The organism is Oerskovia sp. NPDC060338 (assembly GCF_042726295.1).
Classification (GTDB): Bacteria; Actinomycetota; Actinomycetes; order Actinomycetales; family Cellulomonadaceae; genus Oerskovia; species Oerskovia merdavium.
In genome coordinates this window covers 211,294-236,958 of the sequence record NZ_JBHXCQ010000008.1, presented here as the reverse complement: position 1 = coordinate 236,958, position 25,665 = coordinate 211,294, and the positions used below count along the sequence as shown (strand labels likewise).

Sequence of the window (25,665 nt, the reverse complement as noted above, 5' to 3'; positions counted from 1 at the left end):
TCACCGGCGGCGCCCGAACAGGCCTCGACGCTTGCGCGGCTCGGCGTGCCGGGCCGGGTCGAACTCAGGACGCCCGGTCACCCGGTGGCAGATCGCGTCGATCATCGGGGCCAGCGCCCCGAGCTTGTACGGGGAGTCCCCAGCGTTCATCGCGTTCTTCACCAGGATCGTCTCCTCCACCTGGCCGAGGTAGGACCCCAGGCCGGTGTACATGCGACCGAACCGCTCGTCGTCCATCGACATGTCCGGCGAGACGCGGTTGAGGACCACGAGCATCCGGTCCGAGGTCACCCCGGCCGCGCGGAACGCCGTCAGCCGGTGGCGCAGGTTCTCCACGCCGGGGGTGGACGGGTCGGTCAGGCCCACGGCCCACCCGCCGTCGACCAGCGAAGGGATCACCAGGCCGTCGATCAGCCCCGAGGTGTCCGAGGCTTCGACGATCTGGGTGTCGACTACGACCACGTCGAACCGGCGGCGCGCAGCATCCAGCGCCCGCAGGTACACCTCGGTGGTCACGACGTCCGGGTCGGCCAGGTGGTCCGGCGGGGCCAGGATCACCGAGAACGGCAGGTCCGGCAGCAGCTGGGGCCGCAGCTGCGAGGTCGAGTCCGGTCCGAGGATGACGTCGTCGTAGGACGCGGCGCCGACCGCTGCGTCGTAGATCGTCGGCACGCTCGCCCCGCGGATGCGCAGGTACCGCGACAGGTCGCCCTGGCCGCGGTTCGCGTCGACCAGGCACACGCTCAGGCCACCGGTCGTGGCCGCTGCGTCCGCGATCGAGATCGACATCGAGGACTTCCCGACGCCTCCCTTGCCGGCGACCACCGGCACGACGAGTCCGCGGGCCGGGGCCCGACGCTCGCGCGCGGTCGTGTCGGGGGATGCGGCGACCAGGAAGTCGGACGCGTCGAAGGTCTCGATCGGCGCGGGCGCGGGCCGAGCTGGCACCGGTGCAGGGGTGGGTGCGGGTGCAGGGGCGGGTGCAGCGGGAACGTAGGCGAGCTGGGGGACCGGCGTCGCGGCCTCCTGATCCCACCCGTTCTCGTCCTCCTCGTCCTCGCGCGCTCGGGCGGCAGGGGGAGGGGACGCCCACGGGTTCGAGTCGGCCACCGCGACAGGAGCCGCGGGCGCCGGGGCGAGTGCCACCGGGGCGAGCGGTGCAGGTGTGGGGGCGGGGGCTGGTGCGGGGGTCTCCCAGACGTCGAACGATGCGGGCGTCGGCGCGAGTGCAGGCTCGACCGGGGCATGTGCCGGTGCGAGAGGTGCAGGTGCGACCGGGGTCGCAGTGATGGGCGCGGGCGTCGGGTGGTGCACCACGACGGGGTCGGCGACGTGAGCCTGGACCGCGGCCGGGAGCTCGATCGGCTCAGGTTCGACGGGCGCCCGAACGGCAGCCGGGACCGGCGCAGGTGCGGGACTGGGCGCAGGGCTGGGTGCAGCGGAAGGGGCGGGAGCAGGAGGCTCGACGGCGACCGGTGCCGCAGCGGTCGAGGGTGAACTCGTCTCGGCCAGGACGCAGTTGCCGTCGCCGTCCACGATCGCGGACCCGAGCTCGTCGTCGACCATCTCCAGGTCGGCGTACGCCAGGATCTCGGCGAACGCGGAGGGCAGCGGGATGTCGGTGGCCCCAGCGATCTCCAGGCCGGCCCCGCCGTCCACCCGCAAGATGAACGTCGGGCAGGACGCTGCGACCTTTGCCAGCCAAGGCCTCAGGCCTACAGTGGTTCGATCTGCCGCCAGGACGGTGAGCTGGGTGCCGGAGGCGATGAGCGAACGAGCGGCGTTCGCGTCATCCTTGAACGCTGCGGTCCCTCCCACCACCTCGACACCGGCAGCGCGAAGGGCGCCAGCGAGTCCTGGCAGTCCGATGAGTGCGACGGGCGAAGGTTCCATGCCCGCACCTATGCGGCGATTTTGTGTGCAGGGATCAGCGAGGTGTTGCAGGTGGTCGTACCATCTAGAGCCATCGGACCACGACCCGACGAAAGTTGAACATTCATGCCGAACGACCCGCGAGCGATGATGCCCGGAGGGCGCCACTCAGGCAGCGAAGCTGCGAGTTGGATCGTCACTCAGTGTGAGCCGCTGATCGCCACGAGTGTGCGCAACGAGCTCGACAAAGCGATGGTCGACCTTGCTCTGGAGAACGCCTCTTGGGTTGCGACTTGGGTTGCCGGAGTCGTCTCTGACATGACGCGGACCTTGCCGGTCAGTGACCCTTGGCGGAACCTGTCTGCGTCCATCCCGGTGCCGGGCAAGCGGCGGATGAGGCGCGGCGACCTGGTCACCGACCTGACCGGCCAGGGTGCGATCAACCCGCGCACCGGCAAGAGGTTCGGCACGTGGCTGGACGCCGTTGACCTGGTCGGTGCGCCGGCCTCCGCCGACCTGACCACTGACCTCGGTCTGGCCGCGCTCTTGCGCCCGCTCTCGGACGACGCCTCGGCTCTGGTCGCGTTCGCCGCCGACGGGTTCACGGAGGCGCGCGAGTCCCTTGAGGCCGTGTACGCGCGCTCGCGCGAGGGCGGTCGCGACGGTGGCAGAGCGGTCTGGTCGTGCGGGGCTGATGCGATCCGCTGGGCGATTCACCGCCGCCGCTCGTACACCGGGCTCGACGATCCGTACCCGGCTGTGTCGGGCTTTGCATGGCTGGTGCGCGCCAACGAGTTCGCCTCGGGTCAGGGGCCGAGCATGGTGGAGGTCGAGCTCCAGATCGCGTCCCAACGCATCGACGACGACGAGTTTGAGGCCTTGGTGAAGACCCCTGAGGGTGACGGCGACGAGTTCTGACGTCCGCTTGTAACCGGGCCAAGGGTGCGTATCAGTACTTGTGGTCCACGCCGCCACTTTCTGGGGTGTTCTGCGCCGTAGCGGGTGTTTCGGACGTCGGTCCGAACGGGCGTCACGATCTCTACTTTCGGCGCATCGGTGACCTACCGCTCTGTTCGGACATCGACGTCCCAGCTCGGTTTCGCACGTCGAGGGCTTGGCCTCTACCCCCCAAACGGCCTGGCCATGCCCCAAGTGGTCCGGCTATGCCCGGAAAGCACCACTCCAGAACTCCTCCCGGCCCGAGGTCGAGTGGATTGATATAAGTGCAGGTCAGAGCCCTATAATCACATAACTCATGAGAATCACGTCGAGAGATAGATACACCTACTAGGGCTATAGGTATCAACCCCTTCTCCCTTGTAGGGGAAGTTGATACCTCCCTCTCTCTATGGTGGTCCTACAGGCGCCGGAGTAACTGGATTCCAGGAGTTTCGCGCTCTGACCTGCACAAACACCGATCCGAGGCCGTGATTGTGCCCGGAGTCGCAGGAGTGAGCCCGGGAGCCACGGCCCCGAAACCTGCCCTGACCTGCGCAAACGCCCACCACCCCCATCGGGGCCGACCGTCCGGGCCCGAATCTGCCCCCTGAGAGAGGCGACGCCCAGTTCTGCGCATAGAGACCACGTGAGCGAGCGCACGGTGCGCCGCACGTGGAGGCGATCGAGATGGGCAACCCCCGAACCCCCGGCCAGGTGGTCGGCGCAGCCGGTGGCTCGCTGACCGGAGCGACCTGGGCGGTCTCGGACTCCGCAGCGCGCATCGGCCAAGGCGGCGAGGTGCGTACCGCGGCCCTCATCGACGAGCTCGCCCTGACCCTGGGCGGACCCACCGTCCTGCACGACCTGAACATCCCGATCCCCGGCATCAGCGCGAACATCGACCACCTGGTCGTCTCCGGCGACAAGGTCACCATCCTGGACTCCAAGGTGTGGAAGCCGGGCCGGTACCGCAACACGATCCGCGGAGGCGGCGCCAAGCGCGGACGCGAGAAGGTCGACCACACCCGCAAGAAGACGATGGTGATGGCCCGCGAGGCGATCGAGCGCTACCTGCTCGCCCGCGGCATCACCGCACGCTTCGCCGTCCCGGTCCTGATCGTGTGGCCGTCCTCGACCAAGGGGCGAGTCTCCACGACGCTGCTCACCGTCCCCGGAGCACGGGTCCTGACCGGCGAGCAGTTCTCGCGCAAGGTCGCCCGCACCTGCGGAGCCAAGCCCGCCGACCCGCGCATCGTCGCGGCGCTCGCACTGCTCGTCAACGACACCTCAACGTCGCACCCCCGCGCGAGCTCGCCGAGCCCGGCGCCGCGTCCGACGTCGCACACGGCACCGCGCTCAGGGTCGCGGCCAGCATCGCGGCCAGTGTCGCGTCCGGCCCCGCAGCCCGCCAGCTCCGACTTCGGGGACGCCCCCGAGTTCACCGCGGCCGACTTCGCCAACGCCGACCCCGGCCACCGCGGCGAGGACTCCTACGACCCGTTCTCCGCGCCCTGACCTGACCGGCTCGACGCACCCCGGCGCACCCCGACCCCGACACACCTGACACCCGACACACCTGACACCCGACACACCTTGGAGGCTCGACCCTCATGGCCGCAGCTCGCACCGCTCCCCCGACGCCGCCCAGCGCATCGTGGACGTACCCGGCCGGCGCCGTGGCCGCTGGAGTCGCCGGTGGGGTGTGGGCGCTGGCCAACGGGTGGCCGGGCGTCGCGCTCGTGTGGGTCTCCTTCGCCCTGGCCGGGTGGCTGACCCAGCCCCCGACGTTGACCGGCCCGCTCGACGCGGCCAAGCGCCCCACCGTCGCCAACCCTGCCGAGAAGCAGGGGCTGAGCCGGTACCGGTTCTGGTCCGCGATGCGCTGGCGCGTCCTGACGCCCAACGCGTACTGGTGGCCGCTGGAGCCCGCGGGCTCCTCGACCAAGGGGCTGGTGGCCCGCCTCGGCCTGATCCGGCCCGCGAACGTCCTGGCCCTGGTCCTGGCCGCGGCAGCCGCCGTGATCCCCGCACCGCTGGCCGGGTCGGCCGGGTGGGTCCTGTCCGCGGTGGGCGCCTACGCGACGTTCGCCGTCGTGGTCGCCACCAAGCGGGCCTGCGCGAACGAGATGCACCCCAAGCCCGCGGTGACCTTCTCGCGGGTCGCCGAGTTCGCCAAGGAGTCCCCCTCGAAGGTGGTGGGCTCCATCGTGGGCGCGCTCGTGCTCGGCGGGGCCAGTGCCCTGGTCGTGCTCTGGTTCACCCCGTCCTCGTGGGGTGCGGGTCGCTGGGTGCTGGCGGGCGTCATGCCGGTGGTGTGGGCGTGGGTCCTGCTGGCCCGGCCCGTCATCGAGCACACGGTGACCACGTGGCGGGCGCTGGTCGCCGCGGACGAGATGTGGCAGCCGCGCTGGGAGATGATGAAGCTCCCCGAGGGTGGGCGCCCGTTCCTGATCGAGCACGCCGACCTGGGCGAGTCCGTCGTCTCGGTCGACACTTTCCGCGCGCCGGCCGCCCTGGGCGCGGCCTGGTTCCACCAGGACAAGAACCGGGCCCAGATCGTCAACGCCGTGGGCGCCGGGTCCTCCGTGGTGGTCCTGTCCGTCCCGAACACCGACGCCCAGGGCCAACCCATGCCCGGGACGGTGCACCCGTTGGATGTGCGCGTGGTGACGTGGTCCACGGGCACCGAGCCGGACTACGCCACGACCGCGGCACCGATCGACCTGGTCCAGCTCGTGCTGGAGTGCGCGGTGGCTGAGGCTGCCGACGGCGCCAAGATGGCCCGCCCGCTGCTGGTCGGCATCCGCCCGCTGACCGAGCCGGGCACCGCGACCGCCGCCGCCCCGCAGAACCCGGACGCCCCGCACCAGCCCGACGCCGCGCACGAGGAGCCTGAGGCGCAGGGCGAGGACAGCACCGAGCAGGGGTCGCCGATCGCGTACGAGGCCTCGTGGGACTTCCCCCAGGCCGGCTCCTACGAGACGCTCGGCTCCCTGGTGGGCCCGGTCCAAGAGCGCATGCAGGTCATGGTCCGCGTCGACCACCGCTCACGCCAGATGTTCCTCGGCGACCTCGACGCCGTCCCGGACTCGATCTCCCAGCAGATCGAGAACCTGCACCTGGCCGCGAAGTGGACCAAGCACTGGGCCGACGCCCTCAAGCAGGGGACGAAGGGGCCCCTGGTCCAGCCCGGGGTGATCTCCAGCGCCGAGCTCGCCAACGGCACCGAGGTGCACTGCGTCCCGTTCGCCGTCGGGCAGGGGCAGAACCCGCTGGACTTCTTCGGCTACGAGGAGAACCTGGCCTCCACGGTCAACGTCGCGTTCATCACCACGACCGGGTTCTGCCCGCCTACCCGGGGTGCGCGCCCCGGCGAGCGGCACAACCTGGGCCTGACGCTGCTCTACTCCCAGGCCGCGGTCCCGATGAGCCCGCACCTGCTCGCCCCTTCCCCGGGCCGCTCCCCGCAGCAGGCTCAGCGCTGGGTGCTGGCCGGGATGGTCAACAAGGCGTTCGACGCCGCGAAGATGGCCCGGCCCGAGGTCGTGAACGTCAAGGCGATGTCGGCCGCTCGCTCGCGCGGGCACATCTGGGCGTTGACGCTGCGCCTGTACGGCGGGGTCACGACCGCTGACGTGCGCCGCAAGGTCCAGGTGATCGCCCAGACGTGGGGCGTGCCGTGGGTGCGCCTGGGCCCGGCCTCCGAGGACACGATCACCTTGTTCGCCGGCGCGAACCCGTCCTCTGTGACGCTGGCCGACCCGGCGACCGACGAGATGCGCATCACGGCCCTGGACTGGGAGCAGGCGTGGGCTGACGCGAAGGTCGTCAACCCTGTCACCGGCGCCGTCCCGACCTTGACCGCGGCCGACCGCCTGGAGCACAACGACAAGGTGCAGGTGCTCGACTTCGCCCTGCCCCAGGGGATCTCGGCCAGCCAGGCCAAGGGCGCCCTGGACAAGCTGCGGACCAACACTGGCAACTCGTTCATCCTGTTCCGCACCAGCCCCGACGGGGCGGCCGCCATCCGGGTGCTGTGCTCCCCGCAGGACCCGGTGCCCTTCCCGGCGCTGTGCGACTTCGACATCATCGACGCGGGCGTCGAGCACGAGCTGCCGTTCGCCACGGGGGTCGAGGGACAGCCGGTCGCGTTCAACACCAAGACCAGTGCCCACGCGCTCGTCGCGGGCACGACCGGTGGCGGCAAGTCGATCCTGCTCCAGAACCTGATCTACGGCGGCATCATCCGCGACTGGGACATCTACATCGCCGACCCGAGCAAGGGCGCCGCGGACTTCGGGTTCGCCGAGCCGTACGCCAAGGCCATCGCCCGGACCCTGGAGGCTACGGCCGCGCTGATGTCGCTGGTCTACGACGAGGTCAAGCGTCGCAAGGACGTGAACTCCCAGCACAAGGTCGGCTCGTTCAAGGACCTGCCCCAGGACGTGCGCCCCGCGCGCATCCTGCTCGTGCTCGACGAGTTCACCTCGCTGGTAACCCCGGACCCGGTGCCGAAGGCGTCGGAGGACCCGGACGCCGAGGAGGAGCGGATGGCGACCATCGCGTCCAACGCCCTGCGCGCGAAGATCGGCAGCCTGACCGGCCGGGTGGCTCGCGAGGCCCGCTCGGCTGGCATCACCTTGTTCCTGGCCACGCAGAAGCTCAGCGCCAAGATGCTCGACGCTGTGCCCGGCGGCAACGACCTGAAGGCGAACCTGGCGCGCATCCTGCTGGGCAACAGCACGTACGGCGACCGTCAGAGCGCGCTGCGCAGCCCGGACGACGCGCCGCCGCTGGGCGACGAGATCCCGCCCGGGCGTGGCCTGTGGGAGCCCTCGGACGGCAAGCCGCAGATCATCCAGGCCTGGTACACCCCCGGCGAGCAGGAGGCCCTGTCGAAGGCGTTGGACGAGCGCCGTCGCCCGCTGCCGGACTCTGAGCGCGCGGACCTGGCGCCGTACCTGCCCAAGCGCTCAGCCACCCCAGGCGTCGTGGACGTCGTGGTGGACGACGACCCGGCCCCGGGTGCGCCAGAGGAGGTCATCGACGCGGGACGAGTGGAGTTCTCCATGGACGACCTCCAGGCGTTCACCTCCAACGAGCCTGCCGACCAGCCCGCTCAGGATCTCGCTCCGGCCGCGGCGAGCGACGCCGACCGGATGCTGGCCGCGTTCACCGCGGGCCAGTTCGCGGCCCCCGAGCCCGAGCCGCTCCCGGCTGCCCTGGCCGCGCCGGTCACCGGCACCTCCACGCTCCTGGTGCTCGACGTGCCCGCACACTTGGACCCCAGCGTGCTGGCCCTGCTCGCGGACGCCGACGTGGAGACCGTCTGGGTGAGCCAGAGCCCGGCGGACGAGGCGAACCGGCTCGTCGGCATCAACCTGGCCTCCACGACCGTCGGGTCCCCCGAGCACGGGTGGTGGAAGCTCGACGCGCTGGCCCACCTGGTCGCCTCGCGCCCGCACCTCAGCCGCCTCGTGTGGCTCGACCCGCGCGCGCACGAGGAGATGGACCTGGGGCTGACCCACGTCGAGTACGCCACGGACCTGCTCGACGGCGTCGAGCTCGTCGCTCCGGTGCTCGATGCGGACGACGGGCTGAGCGCTGGCGTGCTCGCAGGCGCCCTGGCTCAGGAGCCGATCGAGGAGCAGGTCGTGGCCGTGGACGACTTCGCCCCCGAGCGCCCGCCGGCCCCCGCACCGGCACCGGCCGACGACGACTGGGCGATGGGCAGCGTGCGCCCGAGCGTGAAGGCGCCGCCGCGACCGGCACTCGCCGACGACGACTGGTCGATGGCCTGAGCCCGGCCTCGGCCCCGCGCATAGGCGCAGGCAGGAACGCCCGCCACTACCTGGAGGTTCAGCGCCCATGATGGGTGGACACCACGCCGCGACGGGAGCCGCGGCCTGGGTCGCGGTCTCCGCCACCGCACCGTATGCACTCGGGCTCTACCCGGCCTCACCGCTGGGGGTCGCCGCGGGTGCGCTCGTGTGTGCCGGCGCCGCGCTCTTGCCCGACGCGGACCATCACTCGGCGACGATCGCCCACGCCCTGCCGCCGTTCAGCGGTCCCATCTGCCGCGGCATCGGGAAGATCTCCGGCGGGCACCGCCACGGGACGCACTCGATCCTGGGCGTGCTCGCGTTCACCGTGATCGCGTGGGCGGTGGGCCTGCTCACGGTCACCGTCCCCGAGCTGGGTGAGCTCGCAGTGGGCTCGGGCCTGTTCAGCCTGATCCTGGTCGCGTTCGCGGCCAAGGCGCTGAAGTTCGCTCGCGGCGGCGGCACCCTGGCCCCGTGGCTGCTGTCCCTGCCGCTGGCCGTGGGCATCACGGTCTTCGCCCCGACCGAGTGGTACTGGCTGCCTGCGGCCGTGGGCATCGGCGCGTTCGTGCACCTGCTCGGCGACGCGCTGACCACGGGCGGTGTCCCGTTCCTGTGGCCGTGGGTGCCCAAGCCTCCGCGCTGGTGGGCCTCGACCCCGGTCCTGAACCGCTGCTGGCAGCCCAACGGCTACCTCGGCGCCCCCATCCTGGGCAACGCCGGGTCGGTGCGCGAGTGGATTCTGCTGGTCCCGATCAGCCTCTACGCGATCGTCGGGATCGTCGAGGCGACCGCGACGGGCGTGGTCGGGGTCGCCCCTGGCTGGGTGATGGAAGCCGCCCAGCGGCTGATCGAGGGAAGGCCGTCATGACGAGCAGCGCCACGAGCACCAGCGCCACGAGCACCAGCGCCACGAGCATCGCCCCGTCCACGCCAGATGCCGGCGAGCCGGCAGGCACCGCTCCGGTCTCGTCCTGCGCGGAGCGCGTCGAGAACATCCCGTGCCCGGCCACCGGCCACGACCACCTGCTGCGCCGAGCCCCGATCGACCCACCGTTCTGGTACTGCGGGCCCGGGTTCGGGTTCGGCGACCAGGAGGTGACCGGGTCGTGAGCCTCGACGTCCCCGACCACTTCCCGATCGAGGTTGACCTCCACGGCCAAGGGCCCGTCGCCGTCGCCAGCCCCGAGCACGCCGCGACCGCCTGCTGGTGCCCGGACCTACGTTGCGCGCGAGCATGGGCCGACCACGACCAGCTCGTGCCGACGTGCTGGGCGTGCCACACCGCGACCGGGCCGCACATGCCTGGCGACGCCTCCTGCACCTGGACCCCGGTCCTGCCCGTCCCTGCACCGTCCCCCGCGCCCTCGTGGGCCGACCCCGTCCCAGAGCCCATGGAGGTTCGAGATGTTCGATAGCCAACCCGCGATCCTGGTGGTGGACCTGGACAACACGACGTTCGACTACGACCGGGGCCTGGCCGAGCACATGGTGCGCACCACCGGTCAAGGCCCCTCGGGCCCGCCGGAGTTCTACGACTACGCCCGCTCGGGCTGGTTCCCCACGAACCAGGACTGGCTGGCAGCGCACTCGGCCGCGGTCATGGAGGGCCTGTTCGCCAGGATGTGGCCCTACGACGGGGCGCTCGAAGGGCTCGCGTCCCTTCGTGAGGACGGGTTCGTCGTGAAGTTCGCCACGGCCCGCGGGTCACGCTCGTGGATGCCTGGTCCCGACGGCGACGAGCTCGCGCGTGTGGAGCGCGAGACGACGGCCGCAGGCCTGCGGATGCTGGGCGTGGAGTACGACGAGCTGCACTTCGTCGCGTCCAAGGCGGAGGTGGCCGGCGACCTGCACATCGACGACTCCCCCTCGCACCTGGCGGACCTCGACGCCCGGGGCCTGCCCCGGATCGCGTACGACCAGGCCTACAACCGTCACCTGCCGGGCCTGCGCGCGACGAACTGGGACGAGCTCGGGTCGGTGATCCGCGCCCGCCTCGGGGCCTGAGCGCAGGTTCTGCGCATAGGTCCCGGTGAGGAAAGGCCGGTCGTCGGAAGTGGAGGTGGATCATGGCGCAGTACGCAACGAACGCAACGACCGCGGACCCGTTCATCTTGCCCGCGACCGGCCTTGCCCTCACGACTCACGCCCTGGAGTCGGCCATCGCCCGGGACGTCAACCTCGCCGAGATGACTGCGTGCGTGAACGACGCCGAGCAGTCGTGGTCGTCGAGCAAGTACGGGCCCGACCGGGTCGTCTTCCAGCGCGGTGACATCGCCGTCGTCGTGAGCTCGCGCGAACACCTGGTCGTGACGGTCCTGTTCCGTGAGCAGGACCAGTGGACCAACTCGGACGGGCGACCCTCCGGCAAGCGCCTGTCCAAGGGGCAGCGGCGCAAGATGACCGCGCTGCTCGCGCGCCTTCGCGACCGGCCTCTGCTGATGAGCGGCCCCGCCACCATCTGAGCCGCGCCTGCCCGACCTGAGCCTGCCCGACCTGAGCCCGCCCTCCCTCACGCTCGTGCCCGACGTCGCGGCCAGCGCATAGGACCGGGGAGCGTGCCGCACGCACGCCGTGGCCTCCCGCGCGGACTGCACCCGGCGACAGGTCGGCGCGGTCGCGCTCGGCCCGGACCATCGAGTGCTCGGCACCGGGTACAACGGCGCGCCGTCGGGCAGGCCCGGGTGCGCCACGGCAGGTGCGTGCCCGCGGGGGCGGTTCGGCTACGACGCCGTCGCGTCCGGGGCCCCGTACTCCTCCGGCGGCGACTCGACCTGCGACGCGCTGCACGCCGAGGAGAACGCCGTCCTGCACCTGTCCCCCGCTGACCGCGCCGGGGCCACGATCTACGTCACCGACGAGCCCTGCCCGAACTGCACCCGCTTCCTGGCCGGGGCCGGGATCGCGCGCGTGGTGTGGCCCACCGGCGAGATCGAGTACTCGGGGGCGTAGGTCCGCTCGCTCGCGCGTCTGCGCATAGGTGCTGGCATGACCGAGACCACCCACGCCCCTGCGTCCACCAGCGACATGGTGCGCGAGTTCCACACGACGTTCCAGGTCCCCACCGCGCCCGGCGCCAAGCCGGTGGCGCGCTTCGAGCGACTGGAGCTGCGCTACAGCCTGGTCGCCGAGGAGTTCGCCGAGCTCACCGAGGCGGTCTACGGGGCCGAGGCCGGCGCGCAGGTGCGTGCGGCGACCGCCCGCGTGGTGGCTGAAGGCGACGACACGGGCGCTGACGTCGTGGAGATCCTGGACGCCCTGGCGGACCTGGTCGTCGTCGAGCACGGGTGGGCGATCGAGGCGCACCTGCCCCTGGAGGAGGCGCTGGTCGAGGTGCACCGCACGAACATGGCCAAGCTCGGCCCCGACGGGCTCCCGATCCTTCGCGCGGGCGACAACAAGATCCTCAAGCCTGCCGGCTGGACCCCGCCAGACCTGGCCGGGGTCATCGCGCGCGCCTGACCCCCACGGGGACCTTCCTGCCCGCGCGCCCCACGAGGTGGGTGTCAGCACGGACCGACCTTGGAGCCCGCCATGTTCATCGCCACCATCAACGTCCCCGGCTACCTGCCCGACGGCGACCAGTCCCCTGCCGTCTTCGACACGGCGGCCGAGGCGTGGGCGTACCTGGCCGAGGAGCGCGAGCTCGCCCTCAACCTGGCCGACATGGTCCTGGCCGAGGTGGACCTGGCACCTGCGCCCGGCGATGCCCCCGACCTTGCCCTGGGCGAGCTGCGCCGGTTCGCGAACGTCGACCTGCCGGGCACCGTCTACGCGTCGAACTCGCTGAGCGGGGCAACCCACGACCTGGGCATGGCCTACTCCGTGGTGATCGCCGAGGACGGTGGCCTGTGATCGCGCGCCGCAAGGCCGGGTCGCACGCCCCGGTCGCCAACCCGGACCTGGCCCGAGCGATGCACGGGCTCCGTTCGTCCTCCGCGGCCTCCCCGCACGTCCCGGGCCCGCGCAAGGGCACCCGCCGCTCCAACGCCCGCCGCGAGATCCGCGAGCAGCTGCGGTGATCGCCGGTGCCAAGGCTGCGGCCGAGGCCGAGGGCCTGAGTCTGCGGTTCGTCGGCGGGCCCAGCGGTGATCGCTGGCGCCTGACCCCGGCTGGTGACGACGGCGCCTGGCTGCTGTTCGACGACGCGGGCACCGCACCGCACGTCGTGGAGATCGTCAACGCGACCGGGGTGCGCGGCTGGGGCTCGCGCATGGTCCGCACCCTGGCCGGGCTCTTCCCCACCACGAACCGGTGGACCTCCACCGACGTCCTGGACACCGGCGTCCTGTTCTGGTCCGCGATGCAGACCGAGCTCGGCGTCACCTTGTTCACCGCCAGCGGGGTGCCCGCGCTCAGCACCCGGCGCGCGATCGTCGCCCGCCTGCTCGCCTGACCCCCGTCAACAACCAGGTACGACCACGCGCCGACGAGAGGCACCTCCTGTGAACGACCACGACGAGTCCCTGCACCCGCGCGCCACCGACGGGAAGTTCGCCACCAAGGCGGTGACGGAGGCCGACGGCGGCATGAGCGCCCTGGCGACCGCCGCCCCCGAGGTGCCGCTGGTCTCCGCCATGACCGAGAAGTTCGGCCCGGTGTCCGTCGTCGACGCCCCCTCGGGGTACGCCTGCGGCTCCAACGCCGACCGAGCGGTGCAGATCGCCACCGAGCCGGACGAGATCGGGACGGTGGTCGAGGCGAACCTGCTGATGTCCGGAGAGTCGGTCGTGGAGGCGACCGTCACCGCGTCCTGGCCGCTTCCCGCCGACCAGCGGGCCGTCTCGGAGTGGGAGTCGAACGCGGTGCGGATCTACCTCCCGCACCCCGGCTCGCCGCAGGACCTGACGGACGCCCTCGACCAGATCGGTGACCGGGCGCAGATCCAGCGCGCCCTGGACACCGAGTTCACCCTGCCCCAGGCTCGCCACCAGGCCGAGCAAGCCACGAAGCACACGGGGCGACCGGTGCGCGTGGACGACACGATGCTCGTGACCCTCAACGACGGAGGGGCCACACCGCGCGTCGAGTTCCGGGCCCCGCACGGCCGGGGCACCGCGACCCTGTGCTTCGAGCGCTCCACCGGGCGAGTGACCGGCGGCACGGTGAGCACCGCCTTCGGCCAGGTCTCGCTCGCCGACGACCAGAGCCTGACCCAGGTCGCCTCCCGTGTCACCAGCGAGATCCGCGGCGGCTCGGGGGCGACGTGGGAAGGCACTCGCGAGGAGCTGGAGCAGCGCATGGCCACGGTCTTCGGGGTCGCCCGGTGAGCTCGGCACCAGAGCTGTTCGACGGTCCGTGCGGCGAGGACCAAGGGTGCAGGCCTGTCATGCAGCCTGTCGCGTTGACAGTTCGATCCGGCGCCGAGATCCTGCTTGCGTGCTCAACCGACAGCGCCGGACGACCTGCGCGACCACTGCCTCCGTTCCTTCCTCCGCACCATCAGCGCTAGGCGAGACGAGGTGACCCGGCAGACGGGGATGTCGGAGCACGAGGTCTGGGACCTGCGCCGACAATCTGTGAACGCCGTCGGCGGAAATGCAGGCCTGCGGGTCATCGCCGAGTACAGCGGCCTGATGCCCGCACGCGACGACCTGTGGCCGCGCGACGGCAAGTCGACGCAGTCCGCCATCGCCTTCCTCACCCGGCAGCGACAGGAGTTCGTCGGCGCTCATGATCGCGTGATCTCCATGGGCTCCCCGGACGCCTCGTTCTCTGGCACCTTGCTCGGAACCCAGGTGGACGCGCGCAACTGGCAGGTGGTCCACTTCCTCAAGGGAGCCATCCAAGTGACCGACGAGGCGTCAGCGGGCTGGAGTGCCTACGGTCCCGAGTTGCATCCGATCCAGGCGCTGCGTGTCCTGGCCAACCTGGAAAGTGGGCGCGACGGTCGCATCCTCGCGATCCGCATGGCCCTTCAGTCGCGAGGCCTCTCTGTCGACCCCTGACGTCGCGCATCGCACCGTAGCGCCAGCCGGGCACTCGCTCTCCGAGCGGCGAGCATGGCTGCGCCCGTCAACGAACAGGCATGAGGACCCAGACGTTCGACGACCAGGCCCACCCGCGCGCCGGTGACGGCAGGTTCACGGCCAAGGACGTGGCGGAGGCCGACGGCGGGCTCGACGCCCTGACGGCGGACGCCCCGCCGGTCCTGGCCGACCGCGCCGGGGTCCGTCGCGTGTCCTGGCGCACCGTGCGTGAGGACCACAGCGAGGACGGCAGGGCGCACACGACGGTCGAGCGGGCCAAGGGCACCGACACCGCGTTCGAGCAGCGGGTGCGGTTGCTGCTCGACGTCAGCCCCACGACGAGGGTCGTCGTCGAGCGCGAGACCTCCGAGGTGAACCTCTACGGGTGCGACACGTGGGAGTCCGACGAGGAGATCACCGTCCGCGCCGGCGGGCGTGAGCGCAAGTTCGACTCCACGGCCGACCTGTTCCGTCGCTTGGAGGAAGTCCAAGGCCCGGCCCGCCAGGGCGGCTACACGGGCGCCGAGCTCAAGGACTCGTTTTTGCAGGCCCCGGCCCGCTTCATCTTCCGGGACGGCCGATCCTGGTCGGGGCGCCTGGGCAATGCCAGCGGCAACCAGATCCTGCTGATCGGCGACACGCCCGCGCCCGGCTCCTGGTCGGCGCACCGCAGCGCGGACGGTGAGATGTGGTCCTACGGCTACCCGGGGCAGATCGACGAGGTCTTCTTGGACGCGCCGAAGTCGGACGCACCCGTCAACGAACAGGCATGAGCACCCAGACGTTCGACGAGCAGGCCCACCCGCGTGCCACGACGGGCAAGTTCGCTGCGAAGCCGGTCTCCGAGGCCACCGGTGGCCTGTCCGCACTGGACCCCGCGTACGCCGCACAGCTCGGGATGTACTCCACCCAGCCGGTGCTCGAAGGGTTCTCCGATGCCACCTTGCGCATGCGCGGCATGCCCGTCGGGCGCCTCAAGCCTGTCGCGAACCCGCTGGCCGCCGACCAGGGTCAGCACGTCGCGGCCGTCGCCGACGCCACCCTGGACGCGCTCGCGAGCGAGGACGGCTGGGCCGAGTGCGAACCGATCACGTCCCAGGCCTCGGACTACGTCCAGACCTCGCGCGCGCTGCGCCTGGTGGGCGACTCGGCGTTCGTCGCGGGCCCCGACTCCCGCTTCGACTCGGGCCCGGACTACGTAGTCCAGGCTGCGCCGGCCGCGGGTTACCAGGGCGTCATGACGGTCGTGGCCCTGGACGCCTCGCAGGAGGACCCCTGGTCCAGCGCCACCTACTTCCTGGCCGAGCCAGCCCCGGACGGACACGTCGACATCGTCGAGGCGTCCTACGACAGCCACGGCATGCTGCGCCGCAACGACGACGCCCGCTTCCACAACGAGTTCGACCCTGCGGCGGTCCGATGCGCGAGCGGATCGGTCAGTGCGGCTTCGAGGTCGCCGACGCGGTGAGCATGACCCTGCGCGGCGGGCAGCGAATGGACATGGCCGCGTCCCCGCGCGAGCAGGCCCGCGCCAAGCGCTCGGCCGAGCTGCGTGAGCGCCGCGGCTCACACCGGCCGATCGCCGGGGGCTCGCGGTGAGCACCGTCGAGGACCAGCCCAGGGCTCGGGACGGGAAGTTCTCGTCGAAGGCCCCCAGTGAAGCCGACGGCGGCATGAGCGCCTTGCGCCCCGAGCCGAGCCTGTGGCACGCGGCCGGTGCGCTCGGGGCCGACGACGACATGGACGTCTTGGAGGGCCGCATCCCTGCGCCGGTCGCCGAGCGGCTGTGGGACGCGGCCGGGCGCCCCGGCCCGGACCAGGACGCCTGGTTGAGCGAGCATCGCGACGAGCTCGCCGCGCAGTACCTCCAGGAGCGCTACGCGATCTCCAGCCTGGCGCCGGACCATCAGGACCGCAGCGAAGCAAGGTTCGCGGCCGTGAGCGAGGACCAGGCGCCCGGCCGGTGACGTCCGCACCTGGCCCGCCCCGTCAACGTACGGGCATGAGCACCCACGACGAGACCCTGCACCCGCGCGCCACCGACGGGAAGTTCGCCACCAAGGACGTGACTGAGGCCGTGGGCGGGCTGGGCGCCTTGGGCCCCGAGCTTCCCCAGTGCCCGCGCTGCGACGGACCGTGGGGCGCCGACCAGACCTGCCAGAACTGCTGCGCCCCGGACGGACAGATGCGTCTGCCGATCGGGCAGGACCACGACCTGGGGCCGGGCGCGCAGGACCCCGACGCCGCACGGCCGCTGGCCGAGGAGCTCGGCGGCGACGACGAGGCCCAGATCGGCACCTTCGAGCACGGCCACGACGCCCTGGGGGCGATCAGCCTCTCCCGCAACGAGGACGGCACCTTCCACGCCGAGTCCTCGATCGTTCTCGGCTTCCGCGAGGGGCTGGGCGACCTCGTCCCGGGAGTGAGCACCAAGGGCGGGGACGTGATGAGCGAGGAGGACGCCGAGAAGGTCGACGCCTGGCTCGACGAGCACTCCCCGGCGATCAACGCCTGGATGGCGGACGAGTACGGCGTCGAGCGGCTCGACGGCGACGACTGGGACTGGCAGCAGGCCACGGTGTCCACCGACCTGCCGGCCGACGCCTCGACGCAGGACCTGACCTCGGCGCTGGAGTCCGGCACCAAGGCCATCGCGCTCTACAACGAGTCCGACCCCGGGACGTACGGGTCGCGCGACATGTGGCGCGAGCTGCGCGACCACCTGGCCGAGCACGACGAGCGGGTCGAGAACGCCTCGCAGCAGTACCTGGACACCGCGCTGTGGTCGTCCTCGGACGAGCTGGTGGAGCAGGGGCTGGCCAACCCGCGCGAGGTGATGTGGGAGGACCTTCCCGCCCAGACGCAGACCAAGATCCGTGAGGACGTCGAGCGGTTCCTGATCGGTCAGCGTCACGTCCTGAAGGCCACCGGCAGCCCGGACTACTTCGGCTGCGAGGACGCGACCCAGGTCGGCCACGACCTGTACCTCTCGCGCAACGGTCACGGCGCCGGCTTCTTCGACCGGGGCCTGGGTGAGCACGGGGACCGTCTCCAGGACGTGGCCCGTGCGCTGAACGAGTCGAGCCCGATCGTCGGGGACGACGGCAACATCTACTTCGAGTAGGCACCAGGTTCCGGGTCGGGTCTGCGCATAGGGGCGTGCGTGGACCCGACTCGCCCCCTGCCCCGCAACCCGATCGCCGCCGTCCTGGCCCTGGGCCTGATCGCGGTGATGCTGTTCTTCCCTGACCCCGCCACCGTGGTCGCGGAGGCCTCGCCCGAGCAAGACGCCGGCCAGGAGACGACTGAGGCCCCCGCACCGCAGGTCGTGGTTCCCGACGACGTCACCCAGCTCGCACCCGACCCACCGGTCACCGTCGTCCCGGCCCCGACCCCCGAGCCGGTCCCCGCCACCAGCACCGCCACCGGCACGACGGGCGGCTCCGTCTCCGGAACGTCCAGTGCGCCGCGGTCCACCGCCTTGGCGTCCGAGTCGCCGGCCGGTCCTGGACCCACCGTCACCGTCTTCATGGCTCCGGGCGCTGCGGACTCCGGCGACGGGCTCAGTCCTGGCACCGCGGTCGGGTCGTTCGCTCGCGCCCAGCAGGTGGCGAAGTCCGCGGGCGGGGCCGGGGCGAACATCGACGTGCGCATCGCCGCAGGCACGTACCGCCTCACGCCCAGCACGTGGTCCCTGGCCTCCCCCGGCCACCGCATCCGCTTCCTCCCCCAGGACTACGTCGAGGGCCAGGCGCTGCCCGTGGCCCAGGTCCCGGTCTTCGACGGGTCCGGGCTCGGTGGGACGTACTGGCTCGACATCCTCGCCCCTGGCGCCGAGACGACGTATGACGTTCGGTCCCTGACCGTCACGGGGTACTCGAACGGGCTGCGGATCTCCGGCGGGTACTCCTACAAGGGTGGCCCGGCGGAGCGCGCGAGCGGCGAAGGACGCCCCCTGCCCCGCCCCACGGTCACCGGCATGACGTTCGAGCGGATCGGCTCAGCCCACTCCGCCAAGACGGGGTACGCCGCCATCCACGTGCAGAACACCGACGGCGCCCGCGTCGTGGCCAACACGCTGCACCGCATCGAGAACTCGGGCGCCCAGGCCGGGCTCGTGCACGGGATCTACGCCGTCCTGTCCACCGGCCTGGACGTGCGGGGCAACACGATCTCGAAGGTCTCCGGGGATGCGGTGCGCACCCGCAACGCCAGCTCGGGCTCGGTCACCGGCAACACGATCGAGGCATCTGGGGTGCACGCCGCGGTCTCCGACTGGTTCTGCGACCAGGCGTGCGCGGCCAAGAACGTCCAGTCCTTCGAGTGCCCCTCGGGCCCGGTCGACGTCGCCAACAACGTCGGGACCCGCTACGCCGGGGGCCAGCTCAAGGCGTACGAGGTCACGGTCTCCCCGTCCGGTGCGAGCTCGGGCTGCTGACTCAGTCCCCGCACGTCTGGCACAGGCAGAACCGGTGCGGGACGGGCATCGCGATGTCGTCCAGGTCCAGTCCGCTGTTGGCTGCGACGGTCGCCGTGCGCAGGACGTCACGCACCACCGAGCGTCGCTCGATGCGGCCCGAGCCGCGGCGCGAGTGCGGCTGCCGGGACGCCCAGCGTGCTGCGACCGGGAAGCACCGAGCCTCGGGCGACAGGCACGAGACCTGGCGCAGCGGCAGGACGCGCCAGTGGCGGTGCTTCGTCTCCACAGCGGTGAACGGCAGGCGGGCGATCTCGACGTCGTCGGGGACGTGGGCATCGGTGCGGGACATGTCGGGCTCCATCCTGTGCGTGGATCGGTCACCTGCACCTATGCGCAGGGGCGAGCCCAGACCTGACCGCGCGGCCCCCGCATAGGTGACGGGTGTTGGACGGTTCCGGTGACGGAACCCGATCCGGCGGTCTGTGTGTTCGTGCGCTGTGTCCTCCTCATGGGCCTGGCACCGGTCTCGGTCGGTGCCAGGCCTGAGGACTTTTTGCGCATGGACCCCAGAGCAGCAGTCCAGGACCACGACACGGAGGCCAAGCGGTGGCGATCGAACGCATGACGGCGGACCTGCCGGGGGGCTTCGACCCCTCCAAGCACGCCCAGGCGCTGGTCGCGATGGTCGTGGCCAAGCACGGCGAAGGGTGGGAGCTGGAGTCCATCGACCCGGCAGACTCCACCGCGACGCTGACCCGTCAGGTCGCACTGACCGAGGTCACCGCCGCCCAGCCGACGTCGCGCAAGAAGAGCGCCCCGATGAAGCAGGTCAACCTGCCGCGAGGGACCAAGCCGTCCGACGGCGACAAGATCTCCGCGCGCTTCGAGGACCAGCACCCCGGGTTCTACCTGACGAGCTTCGAGCCGTTCCTGGGTCGGGCCGAGCTGACCAAGCTCTCGGACGAGGTGGCCCGGTGCCGCGGCGCCCTGGCCTTGGCCCTGTCGGTCAAGCCGTGGGAGGTGCAGGTCGGCGAGCGACCCGACGGCGGGTTCCACGTCGCCCTGCCGCGCACCTACGTCCCGTCCAAGCACAACGACAAGATGGACGAGGTGGCCACGGTCGTCGTCGGGCAGGAGGGCTGGTACGTCGACATCGACACCCGGGCCCTGACCGCGCAGATCATCCCCTCGGACCCGCCAACGTTCCCCGAGACCCTCGCCACCCCGATCGAGCGCCTCGGCAAGGACCCTGACCGGTCCACGTTCGGGCTGAAGCTGCCCAAGCCCGGTCAGGAGTTCGGCGAGCCCATGACGATCGACTGGACGATGTCCGCCTTCGCCCTGATCGCGGGCACACCGGGCAGCGGCAAGTCGGTCACGCTGAACTGCCTCATCGGCGACGCTCTGGCCGGGGGCGCCCAGCTGGTCGTGGTCGACGAGCCCGCCAAGGCGGTGGACTTCATGTGGTGCAAGGACTTCGTGCGCGACGGCGGCTGGGGCTGCGACTCCGACAAGGCTGCCGTGGCGACGCTCGCGATGGTCTACCAGGAGGGGCAGCGCCGGGCCAAGGTGCTCGCCGACTCCGGGTACGTGAACTGGCTCGACATGCCGCCCGGGAAGCGGTTCCAGCCGATCTTCATCGTCGTCGACGAGCTCTCCGCGCTGCTGGTCACCGACAAGATCCCCTCGGGTATCCCCAAGACGCACCCGCTGGTGCAGGAGGCTACCGAGCGCAACCTGATGAAGATCCAGCTCGCGTCGCTGATCGGGAAGATCATCGCCGAGCAGCGGTTCGTGGGGATGAGGATGGTCCTGTCCACCCAGGTGACGAACAACAACACCGGTGTCCCCCCGAGCCTGCGCGCCAAGATCGGGCACAAGGTGCTCCAGGGCTCGAACCCGAGCAAGTCGGCCCGCGCCCAGGCGTTCTCCGACGAGTCCGCGGTGCCCGTCGTGCCGGCGAACGTCCTGGCCAGCGGGAAGCGGGCGCGCGGTGTCGGGGCCTCGGACCTGGAAGGCGACGCCCCGGCGATCTACAAGAGCTACTTCGCGTCCATCAACGACTACCGCGAGTTCCTGGACTCCCGGTCGATCCCCACGACCTCGCGCCCGGCCCCGACCGCGAACGAGATCGCCAAGCACACCCCGTCCCTGGACGACGAGGGCTTCGACGAGCGCCCGCCCTCGCGCCTGGACTCCGGCGGCTTCGGGGCGGGTGACGGCCGAGACGCACCGGACGTCCGGCTGCGCGGGGCCGCGGCTGCCGCGCACCAGCTCGCGGTCGAGGCCGCGGAGGCCAAGCGAGGCGTGCAGGCGAAGTGACAAACCCCCGCATTGGGGTCGACCAAACCGCGAGTGAACTGAGACACTCGTCTTGATCCGGCCGGGGTACCGGCAGGACCACGTGCTGGGCTGGGGCGCCGCGTTTGTCGTGGACACGGCGCCCTTCCCCTTGCCCGCTGTGCGGCCCGTTGCCGCATAGGTGCGGGCATGAACCTTGCACCGGACCCGACTCGCCCCGCCGTACGTGCCCGACCCGTCATCGGCGTCGGATGGCTGGCCCGCGCCGGCAAGGACTCGGTCGCTTCCATCCTCGTGCGCGACTTCGGGTTCTCCCGGTACGCGTTCGCCGACCAGATGAAGGAAGCTCTGACCGTCCTGGACCCGTTCCTGGACGGGACCACGACGGTCTCCACCGCGGGCGGGATCGACGTGGCCTCCCGCGGGCGCACCACCGGCGCCGAGGTCGAACGGCTGCGCGAGTCGCTCTCGACGCTGGTGCTGCCTGACTGGCTCGGGTTCCCCGACGTCGACGCCGCGACCATCGACGCCATCATCACGTCGCTGGACCCGCGGCTGGACGGCACCTCGACCCTCTCGGACCGGATCGACGCCGACGGGTGGGAGGGTGCCAAGAAGCACCGCGTCTACGCCAGCGAGGTCCGCGGTCTCATGCAGCGCTTCGGGACGGACGCGATCCGCGGACACCTCGGGGATGACGTGTGGGTCCGGGCGCTGGAACGCGCACTGGTCCAGGACGAGTCCCTCGGCGGGGTGTACCCGGTCGTGATCTCGGACGTGCGTGCGCGGGTCGAGGCCCAGTGGGTCCACGCCCAGGCAGGCACCGTGTGGGAGGTGCGCCGCCCCGGCATCGTCGCGGTCAACGCCCACTCCTCCGAGTCCGGTCTGCCGAGCTCGATGGTCGACGGCGTGATCGAGAACTCGGGCACCCTCGACGACCTGGCCCAGACCGTCGCGACCCTGGTCAACGCGACCTTCGGCGCCTCCCCCGCTCGCGCCGCGGCCTGAGCGCACACCACCCCCGAACCTCACCGCACAGGAGCGATCATGCAGATCACCTTCGACCCCGCCCAGTCCGCAGCCCCTGCACGTCCCAGCGGCGGCGCCTGGCCCTTCAGCCTGGTCACCGCGACCACCACCATCGTGGCCGAGTCCATCACCGAGCTCGTCGCGCACCTGGTCGGCGAGACGTACGTCGGGCTCGACGACGACCAGGCTCTGCTGGCCCGCTACGACGCGGCCTGCACGATCGCGGGCATGACCCAGGCGCTGTACTGCGAGACCGCGCTGGACCCCGCGGCCGAGACCGAGGAGACCCTGACAGCCCTGCTCAGCGACCGCGGCCAGGGCGCCGTCGAGTTGCAGGGGCCGTGGACCCACGAGGTCCCGCTGGTGCTGGTGCGGACCGACTACGAGCCGTTCACCGAGATGAGCGTCCCCGGGGGCAACGTCGTCTTCGTCGACCCGTCGCACGAACGCGTGTTCCTGGAGTCCCTGGACCGCTTCGGCTTCGTCTCGTTCCTGGTCCACCAGCCACTTGGCAAGGGGTTCAGCGGGTGACTTTGGGACATTCCCAGCAGGTTCACCCACGAACTGTGCATGCAGACGAGGAGTCCGCAGAGAGACTGACTACAACTCACGAGGAGCACACCATGAGCACGGACACCGACACGACCGAGACCGTCGAGCTTTCCACCGTCGCGGCCAAGCCCCGCCGGCGCACGCGCACCTTCATCGCGATCGGCGTCGCGGCGACCCTCATCGCGGGCGGATTCACCATCACCCAGGTGGCCGGCGCCCGTGAGGCTGCCGCCGTCGAGCTCGCGCAGGCCGAGAAGACCTACGACGAGCTGGCTTCGGTCGCCTCGGCCCAGGTCCGCACCGCCGAGCGTTTCGGCGTCGACACCTCAGCGGTGACCAAGCTCCTGGAGCAGGGCTCCTCGCTGGACGCGACGGCCGAGTTCCGCGCTGCGATCACCGCCCTGACAGCAGCTCGTTCTGCGCTGGCGACCGAGATCGGCCTGGCCCGTGTCGAAGCCTCCGCGCTGGCGGAGGCTGTGGCTGCCCACCAGGGCGCCAAGGCTGAGCTGGACGCCCTGATCGCCTCGGCCCAGGGTGCGCTCGACGGTGCGCCGAACGCTGAGGCGGGCCTTCGTGACGCGCTGGCGGCGGGGATCACCGCAGCCTCGCAGGCGTCCGCTGTCGAGGTCGCCGGCGTCTCCACCGACGTCGGCGCCCAGAGCGCGGCCATCGTGGCGGCGCGTGACGCGCTCGCTCCCCTGGTCGAGCCGGTGACCGCATCGCAGGGTGCGTGGCAGGCGGCGGAGGACCAGCGGGTCGCGGCCGAGCAGGCTGCGGCAGCTGAGCAGGAGGCGGCTCGTCAGCGGGCGGCCGCCTCGACCGGTGGCTCCACCGCGAAGTCGGGCACCAGCACCAAGTCGGGTACGACCGGTGGCTCGACAGCGAAGTCCGGCGGCAGCGGCACCAAGTCCGGTACGTCCGGCGGTACGTCGAGCGGGTCGGGTTCGGGTACGAAGAAGCCGACCGTGCCGGTCACCCCGCCCAAGGGCGGCGGCAGCACCGGTGGTGGAAGCAGCGGTGGTGGCGGCGACATCAGCGTCGACACCTGCTTCGGCGGTGGCGGCTCGGGCGACTCCAACCAGTGCTGACCACCTGAGCGGCGCGACGGCCAACCGGCCGCACACCCGCTGAGCAGGACAACGAGAAGGCCCGGACCTCCACAGGTTCGGGCCTTCTCGCGTGCCCGCACGGGCGAGATCAGGTGTTCGAGGTTTCTGCGCATAGGTGCCGGGTAGGGACCGTGTGGCCTCCGCTCGTGCTCAAGCACGTGGGCCACGCACGCACCCGGGCCGTGGCCGGTCTCGGTGCGCAGGTGCCCGATCGACCAGCCCCGCGTGCAGCGCCGCGAGGGGCCAAGGAGGAAGCGCGATGCCCACAAGTAGACGCGAGACGTTCGGCTCCCGCCGGACCTCTCCCGGCAGGGGTCACAAGATCCTGGCCGGGGCCCTCGGACTCGGGCTCGGCCTGACCGGCACCGGCACCCTCGCCGCGAGCTCGGCAGCCGCGGAGACCCCGAGCATCGAGATCCCCGCGAACGCCGTCCAGAACGCCACGACGCAGAACCCGGACGGCACCTGGTCCTCCTACAAGACGAACTCGAAGATCGGCCTGGTCGCCGTCACCTCGACGCACGAGGCGTACCCCGGGTTCGACATGACCGTCGGCAACAAGAGCCCGCACTACAGCGCCGGGTTCGAGGCCACCTTCGGCACCCGGATCGCGCTGACCACGGTCATCGAGAACCAGGGCGACGCGCCGCTGACGATCAGCCAGTGGGCGACGATCTCCTACTTCGAGGCCCAGGGACTTCCCTCGCAGGCCCCGGTCCCGGTGCTGGAGCCGGGCGAGCGCATCACCTACGACTGGTCCTACGTGGTCGCCCGCGACCTGAGCACCAGCCTCCCGGGAGTGACGGCCACGCTCACGACCCCCGACGGGGTGTCCGAGCGCATCGGGAACCGCTTCCAGGACACCGGCGGGACCGGGGTCTACGGGTACTCCCGGTGGGTCGATGAGCCCATGGTCACCCTGACCAAGGAGGTCAACGGCGTCTCGGCGACCGACCCGGCCAGCGCCTACGTGGGCTCCGCCGGCGAAGAGGTGACGTACACGTACACCGTGACCAACAACCACCCCGTCGAGAAGCCCGGGGAGAAGTTCTACCCGGGCGCGACGATCCGCGTGCTCTCCCTCGTCGACGACGACACGAGCCTCGCCTCGTGGGTCCCGGTCACCGAGGAGCGCGGCGAGAACGAGATCCTCCCCGGCCAGTCCGTCTCGTGGCAGGCGACCGGCACGATCGGCGACGACCCGTCCACGGGCAGCGTCGAGCTCGCGTACATGTACGTCGCCAGTCCGCTGAGGGACCTGGGCGGCGCCAACTACCAGCTCCAGGCAGGTTCCTTGCCCAACGTCACGACGCACGTGCCGACCTCGCGACCTGGGTGGAACAAGTTCCCAGCGCCGGAGGGCTTCGACCCGGTGGAGGAGTACGTCTTGACTCCCGCCATGGCAGCCGTCGCGGGTGACTTCGGTGGCAACCTCAACTCTGGCACGCCGTCCGCTCCGGCCCCGGTCGTGCTGAACGCAGCGACGTTCGTACGGCCTGCCGTAGCGGTCGAGGTCACCACGCAGGCATCGGCCAACGAGGTCGAGGTCCCCGCGGACGTCTACGACACCGCCACCGTCACCGGCGACGTCCCCGAGGGCGCGACCATCGAGTTCGACCTGCACAAGGTCGCCGGACAGACCCCGCAGATCG

The 25,665-nt window shown here is 71.3% G+C and carries 27 protein-coding genes; 25 read left to right on the top strand and 2 right to left on the bottom strand.

The window, feature by feature from the left end:
• Entirely contained in the window at window positions 1-1,893 is a 1,893-nt protein-coding gene (locus tag ACFWGN_RS12000; protein WP_377617025.1) for a CpaE family protein, read from the bottom strand.
• Window positions 1,894-1,998: 105 nt separating this feature from the next.
• On the opposite strand from ACFWGN_RS12000, the gene ACFWGN_RS11995 reads away from it, so the two are divergent.
• The 20 genes from ACFWGN_RS11995 (at window position 1,999) to ACFWGN_RS11900 (ending at window position 19,040) form a co-directional block, all read left to right on the top strand.
• Window positions 1,999-2,790: a hypothetical protein gene (locus tag ACFWGN_RS11995; RefSeq protein WP_377617023.1), complete on the top strand. Its 792-nt coding sequence runs from the start codon at window positions 1,999-2,001 to the stop codon at window positions 2,788-2,790.
• A gap of 708 nt (window positions 2,791-3,498) precedes the next feature.
• A complete protein-coding gene (locus tag ACFWGN_RS11990; protein WP_377617022.1) occupies window positions 3,499-4,326 on the top strand; it encodes an NERD domain-containing protein in 828 nt (275 codons plus the stop codon).
• A gap of 95 nt (window positions 4,327-4,421) precedes the next feature.
• Window positions 4,422-8,612 carry an FtsK/SpoIIIE domain-containing protein gene (locus tag ACFWGN_RS11985; RefSeq protein WP_377617020.1) on the top strand — a complete coding sequence of 1,397 codons (4,191 nt, stop codon included), beginning with the start codon at window positions 4,422-4,424 and terminating at the stop codon, window positions 8,610-8,612.
• 67 nt (window positions 8,613-8,679) lie between these two features.
• A complete protein-coding gene (locus ACFWGN_RS11980) occupies window positions 8,680-9,504 on the top strand; it encodes a metal-dependent hydrolase (RefSeq protein WP_377617019.1) in 825 nt (274 codons plus the stop codon).
• Entirely contained in the window at window positions 9,501-9,746 is a 246-nt protein-coding gene (locus tag ACFWGN_RS11975; RefSeq protein WP_377617018.1) for a hypothetical protein, read from the top strand. The genes ACFWGN_RS11980 and ACFWGN_RS11975 overlap by 4 nt, the downstream gene beginning before the upstream one ends.
• Window positions 9,747-10,040: 294 nt before the next feature.
• On the top strand, window positions 10,041-10,640 hold the full coding sequence (locus ACFWGN_RS11970; protein ID WP_377617016.1) for a hypothetical protein: 600 nt from the start codon (window positions 10,041-10,043) through the stop codon (window positions 10,638-10,640).
• 62 nt (window positions 10,641-10,702) lie between these two features.
• Window positions 10,703-11,098 (top strand): hypothetical protein, encoded by a 396-nt coding sequence (locus ACFWGN_RS11965; RefSeq protein WP_377617015.1) that lies wholly within the window; start codon window positions 10,703-10,705, stop codon window positions 11,096-11,098.
• A gap of 109 nt (window positions 11,099-11,207) precedes the next feature.
• Window positions 11,208-11,585, top strand: coding sequence for a deoxycytidylate deaminase (locus tag ACFWGN_RS11960; protein WP_377617013.1), 378 nt, complete (start codon window positions 11,208-11,210; stop codon window positions 11,583-11,585).
• Window positions 11,586-11,621: 36 nt separating this feature from the next.
• Window positions 11,622-12,095 (top strand): phosphoribosyl-ATP diphosphatase, encoded by a 474-nt coding sequence (locus tag ACFWGN_RS11955; RefSeq protein ID WP_377617012.1) that lies wholly within the window; start codon window positions 11,622-11,624, stop codon window positions 12,093-12,095.
• A gap of 72 nt (window positions 12,096-12,167) precedes the next feature.
• Entirely contained in the window at window positions 12,168-12,488 is a 321-nt protein-coding gene (locus ACFWGN_RS11950) for a hypothetical protein (RefSeq protein WP_377617011.1), read from the top strand.
• Window positions 12,485-12,655 (top strand): hypothetical protein, encoded by a 171-nt coding sequence (locus ACFWGN_RS11945; RefSeq protein WP_377617010.1) that lies wholly within the window; start codon window positions 12,485-12,487, stop codon window positions 12,653-12,655. The genes ACFWGN_RS11950 and ACFWGN_RS11945 overlap by 4 nt, the downstream gene beginning before the upstream one ends.
• Complete coding sequence (locus ACFWGN_RS11940; protein ID WP_377617009.1) at window positions 12,652-13,029, top strand: hypothetical protein; 378 nt, start codon at window positions 12,652-12,654, stop codon at window positions 13,027-13,029. The genes ACFWGN_RS11945 and ACFWGN_RS11940 overlap by 4 nt, the downstream gene beginning before the upstream one ends.
• A gap of 49 nt (window positions 13,030-13,078) precedes the next feature.
• Window positions 13,079-13,903: a hypothetical protein gene (locus ACFWGN_RS11935; protein ID WP_377617008.1), complete on the top strand. Its 825-nt coding sequence runs from the start codon at window positions 13,079-13,081 to the stop codon at window positions 13,901-13,903.
• Between the two features lie 192 nt (window positions 13,904-14,095).
• Window positions 14,096-14,581, top strand: a complete 486-nt coding sequence (locus ACFWGN_RS11930; protein ID WP_377617007.1) for a hypothetical protein — start codon at window positions 14,096-14,098, stop codon at window positions 14,579-14,581.
• Window positions 14,582-14,661: 80 nt separating this feature from the next.
• Entirely contained in the window at window positions 14,662-15,375 is a 714-nt protein-coding gene (locus ACFWGN_RS11925; protein ID WP_377617006.1) for a hypothetical protein, read from the top strand.
• Window positions 15,372-16,070 (top strand): hypothetical protein, encoded by a 699-nt coding sequence (locus tag ACFWGN_RS11920; RefSeq protein ID WP_377617005.1) that lies wholly within the window; start codon window positions 15,372-15,374, stop codon window positions 16,068-16,070. Before ACFWGN_RS11925 ends, ACFWGN_RS11920 begins: the two co-directional genes overlap by 4 nt.
• Complete coding sequence (locus ACFWGN_RS11915) at window positions 16,067-16,201, top strand: hypothetical protein (RefSeq protein ID WP_377617004.1); 135 nt, start codon at window positions 16,067-16,069, stop codon at window positions 16,199-16,201. Before ACFWGN_RS11920 ends, ACFWGN_RS11915 begins: the two co-directional genes overlap by 4 nt.
• Window positions 16,198-16,569 (top strand): hypothetical protein, encoded by a 372-nt coding sequence (locus tag ACFWGN_RS11910; protein ID WP_377617003.1) that lies wholly within the window; start codon window positions 16,198-16,200, stop codon window positions 16,567-16,569. Before ACFWGN_RS11915 ends, ACFWGN_RS11910 begins: the two co-directional genes overlap by 4 nt.
• 35 nt (window positions 16,570-16,604) lie before the next feature.
• Entirely contained in the window at window positions 16,605-17,726 is a 1,122-nt protein-coding gene (locus ACFWGN_RS11905; RefSeq protein ID WP_377617002.1) for a hypothetical protein, read from the top strand.
• 39 nt (window positions 17,727-17,765) lie between these two features.
• Window positions 17,766-19,040, top strand: a complete 1,275-nt coding sequence (locus ACFWGN_RS11900) for a hypothetical protein (RefSeq protein WP_377617001.1) — start codon at window positions 17,766-17,768, stop codon at window positions 19,038-19,040.
• Window position 19,041: 1 nt separating this feature from the next.
• Here the strand turns inward: ACFWGN_RS11900 and ACFWGN_RS11895 are convergent, their stop codons facing one another.
• On the bottom strand, window positions 19,042-19,371 hold the full coding sequence (locus tag ACFWGN_RS11895) for a hypothetical protein (RefSeq protein ID WP_068626617.1): 330 nt from the start codon (window positions 19,369-19,371) through the stop codon (window positions 19,042-19,044).
• A gap of 257 nt (window positions 19,372-19,628) precedes the next feature.
• On the opposite strand from ACFWGN_RS11895, the gene ACFWGN_RS11890 reads away from it, so the two are divergent.
• From ACFWGN_RS11890 to ACFWGN_RS11870, 5 genes are all read left to right on the top strand, one after another.
• The gene (locus ACFWGN_RS11890) at window positions 19,629-21,344 is read left to right on the top strand and encodes an FtsK/SpoIIIE domain-containing protein (protein ID WP_377617000.1); all 1,716 of its coding nucleotides are present in this window, start codon (window positions 19,629-19,631) and stop codon (window positions 21,342-21,344) included.
• A gap of 168 nt (window positions 21,345-21,512) precedes the next feature.
• Window positions 21,513-22,331, top strand: coding sequence for a hypothetical protein (locus tag ACFWGN_RS11885; RefSeq protein ID WP_377616999.1), 819 nt, complete (start codon window positions 21,513-21,515; stop codon window positions 22,329-22,331).
• A 39-nt stretch (window positions 22,332-22,370) separates the two neighbouring features.
• Complete coding sequence (locus ACFWGN_RS11880; RefSeq protein WP_377616998.1) at window positions 22,371-22,883, top strand: hypothetical protein; 513 nt, start codon at window positions 22,371-22,373, stop codon at window positions 22,881-22,883.
• A 92-nt stretch (window positions 22,884-22,975) separates the two neighbouring features.
• Window positions 22,976-23,992: a hypothetical protein gene (locus tag ACFWGN_RS11875; RefSeq protein ID WP_377616997.1), complete on the top strand. Its 1,017-nt coding sequence runs from the start codon at window positions 22,976-22,978 to the stop codon at window positions 23,990-23,992.
• 280 nt (window positions 23,993-24,272) lie between these two features.
• Window positions 24,273-25,665: hypothetical protein (locus ACFWGN_RS11870; RefSeq protein ID WP_377616996.1), on the top strand; the 1,393-nt coding region annotated here is incomplete at its 3' end.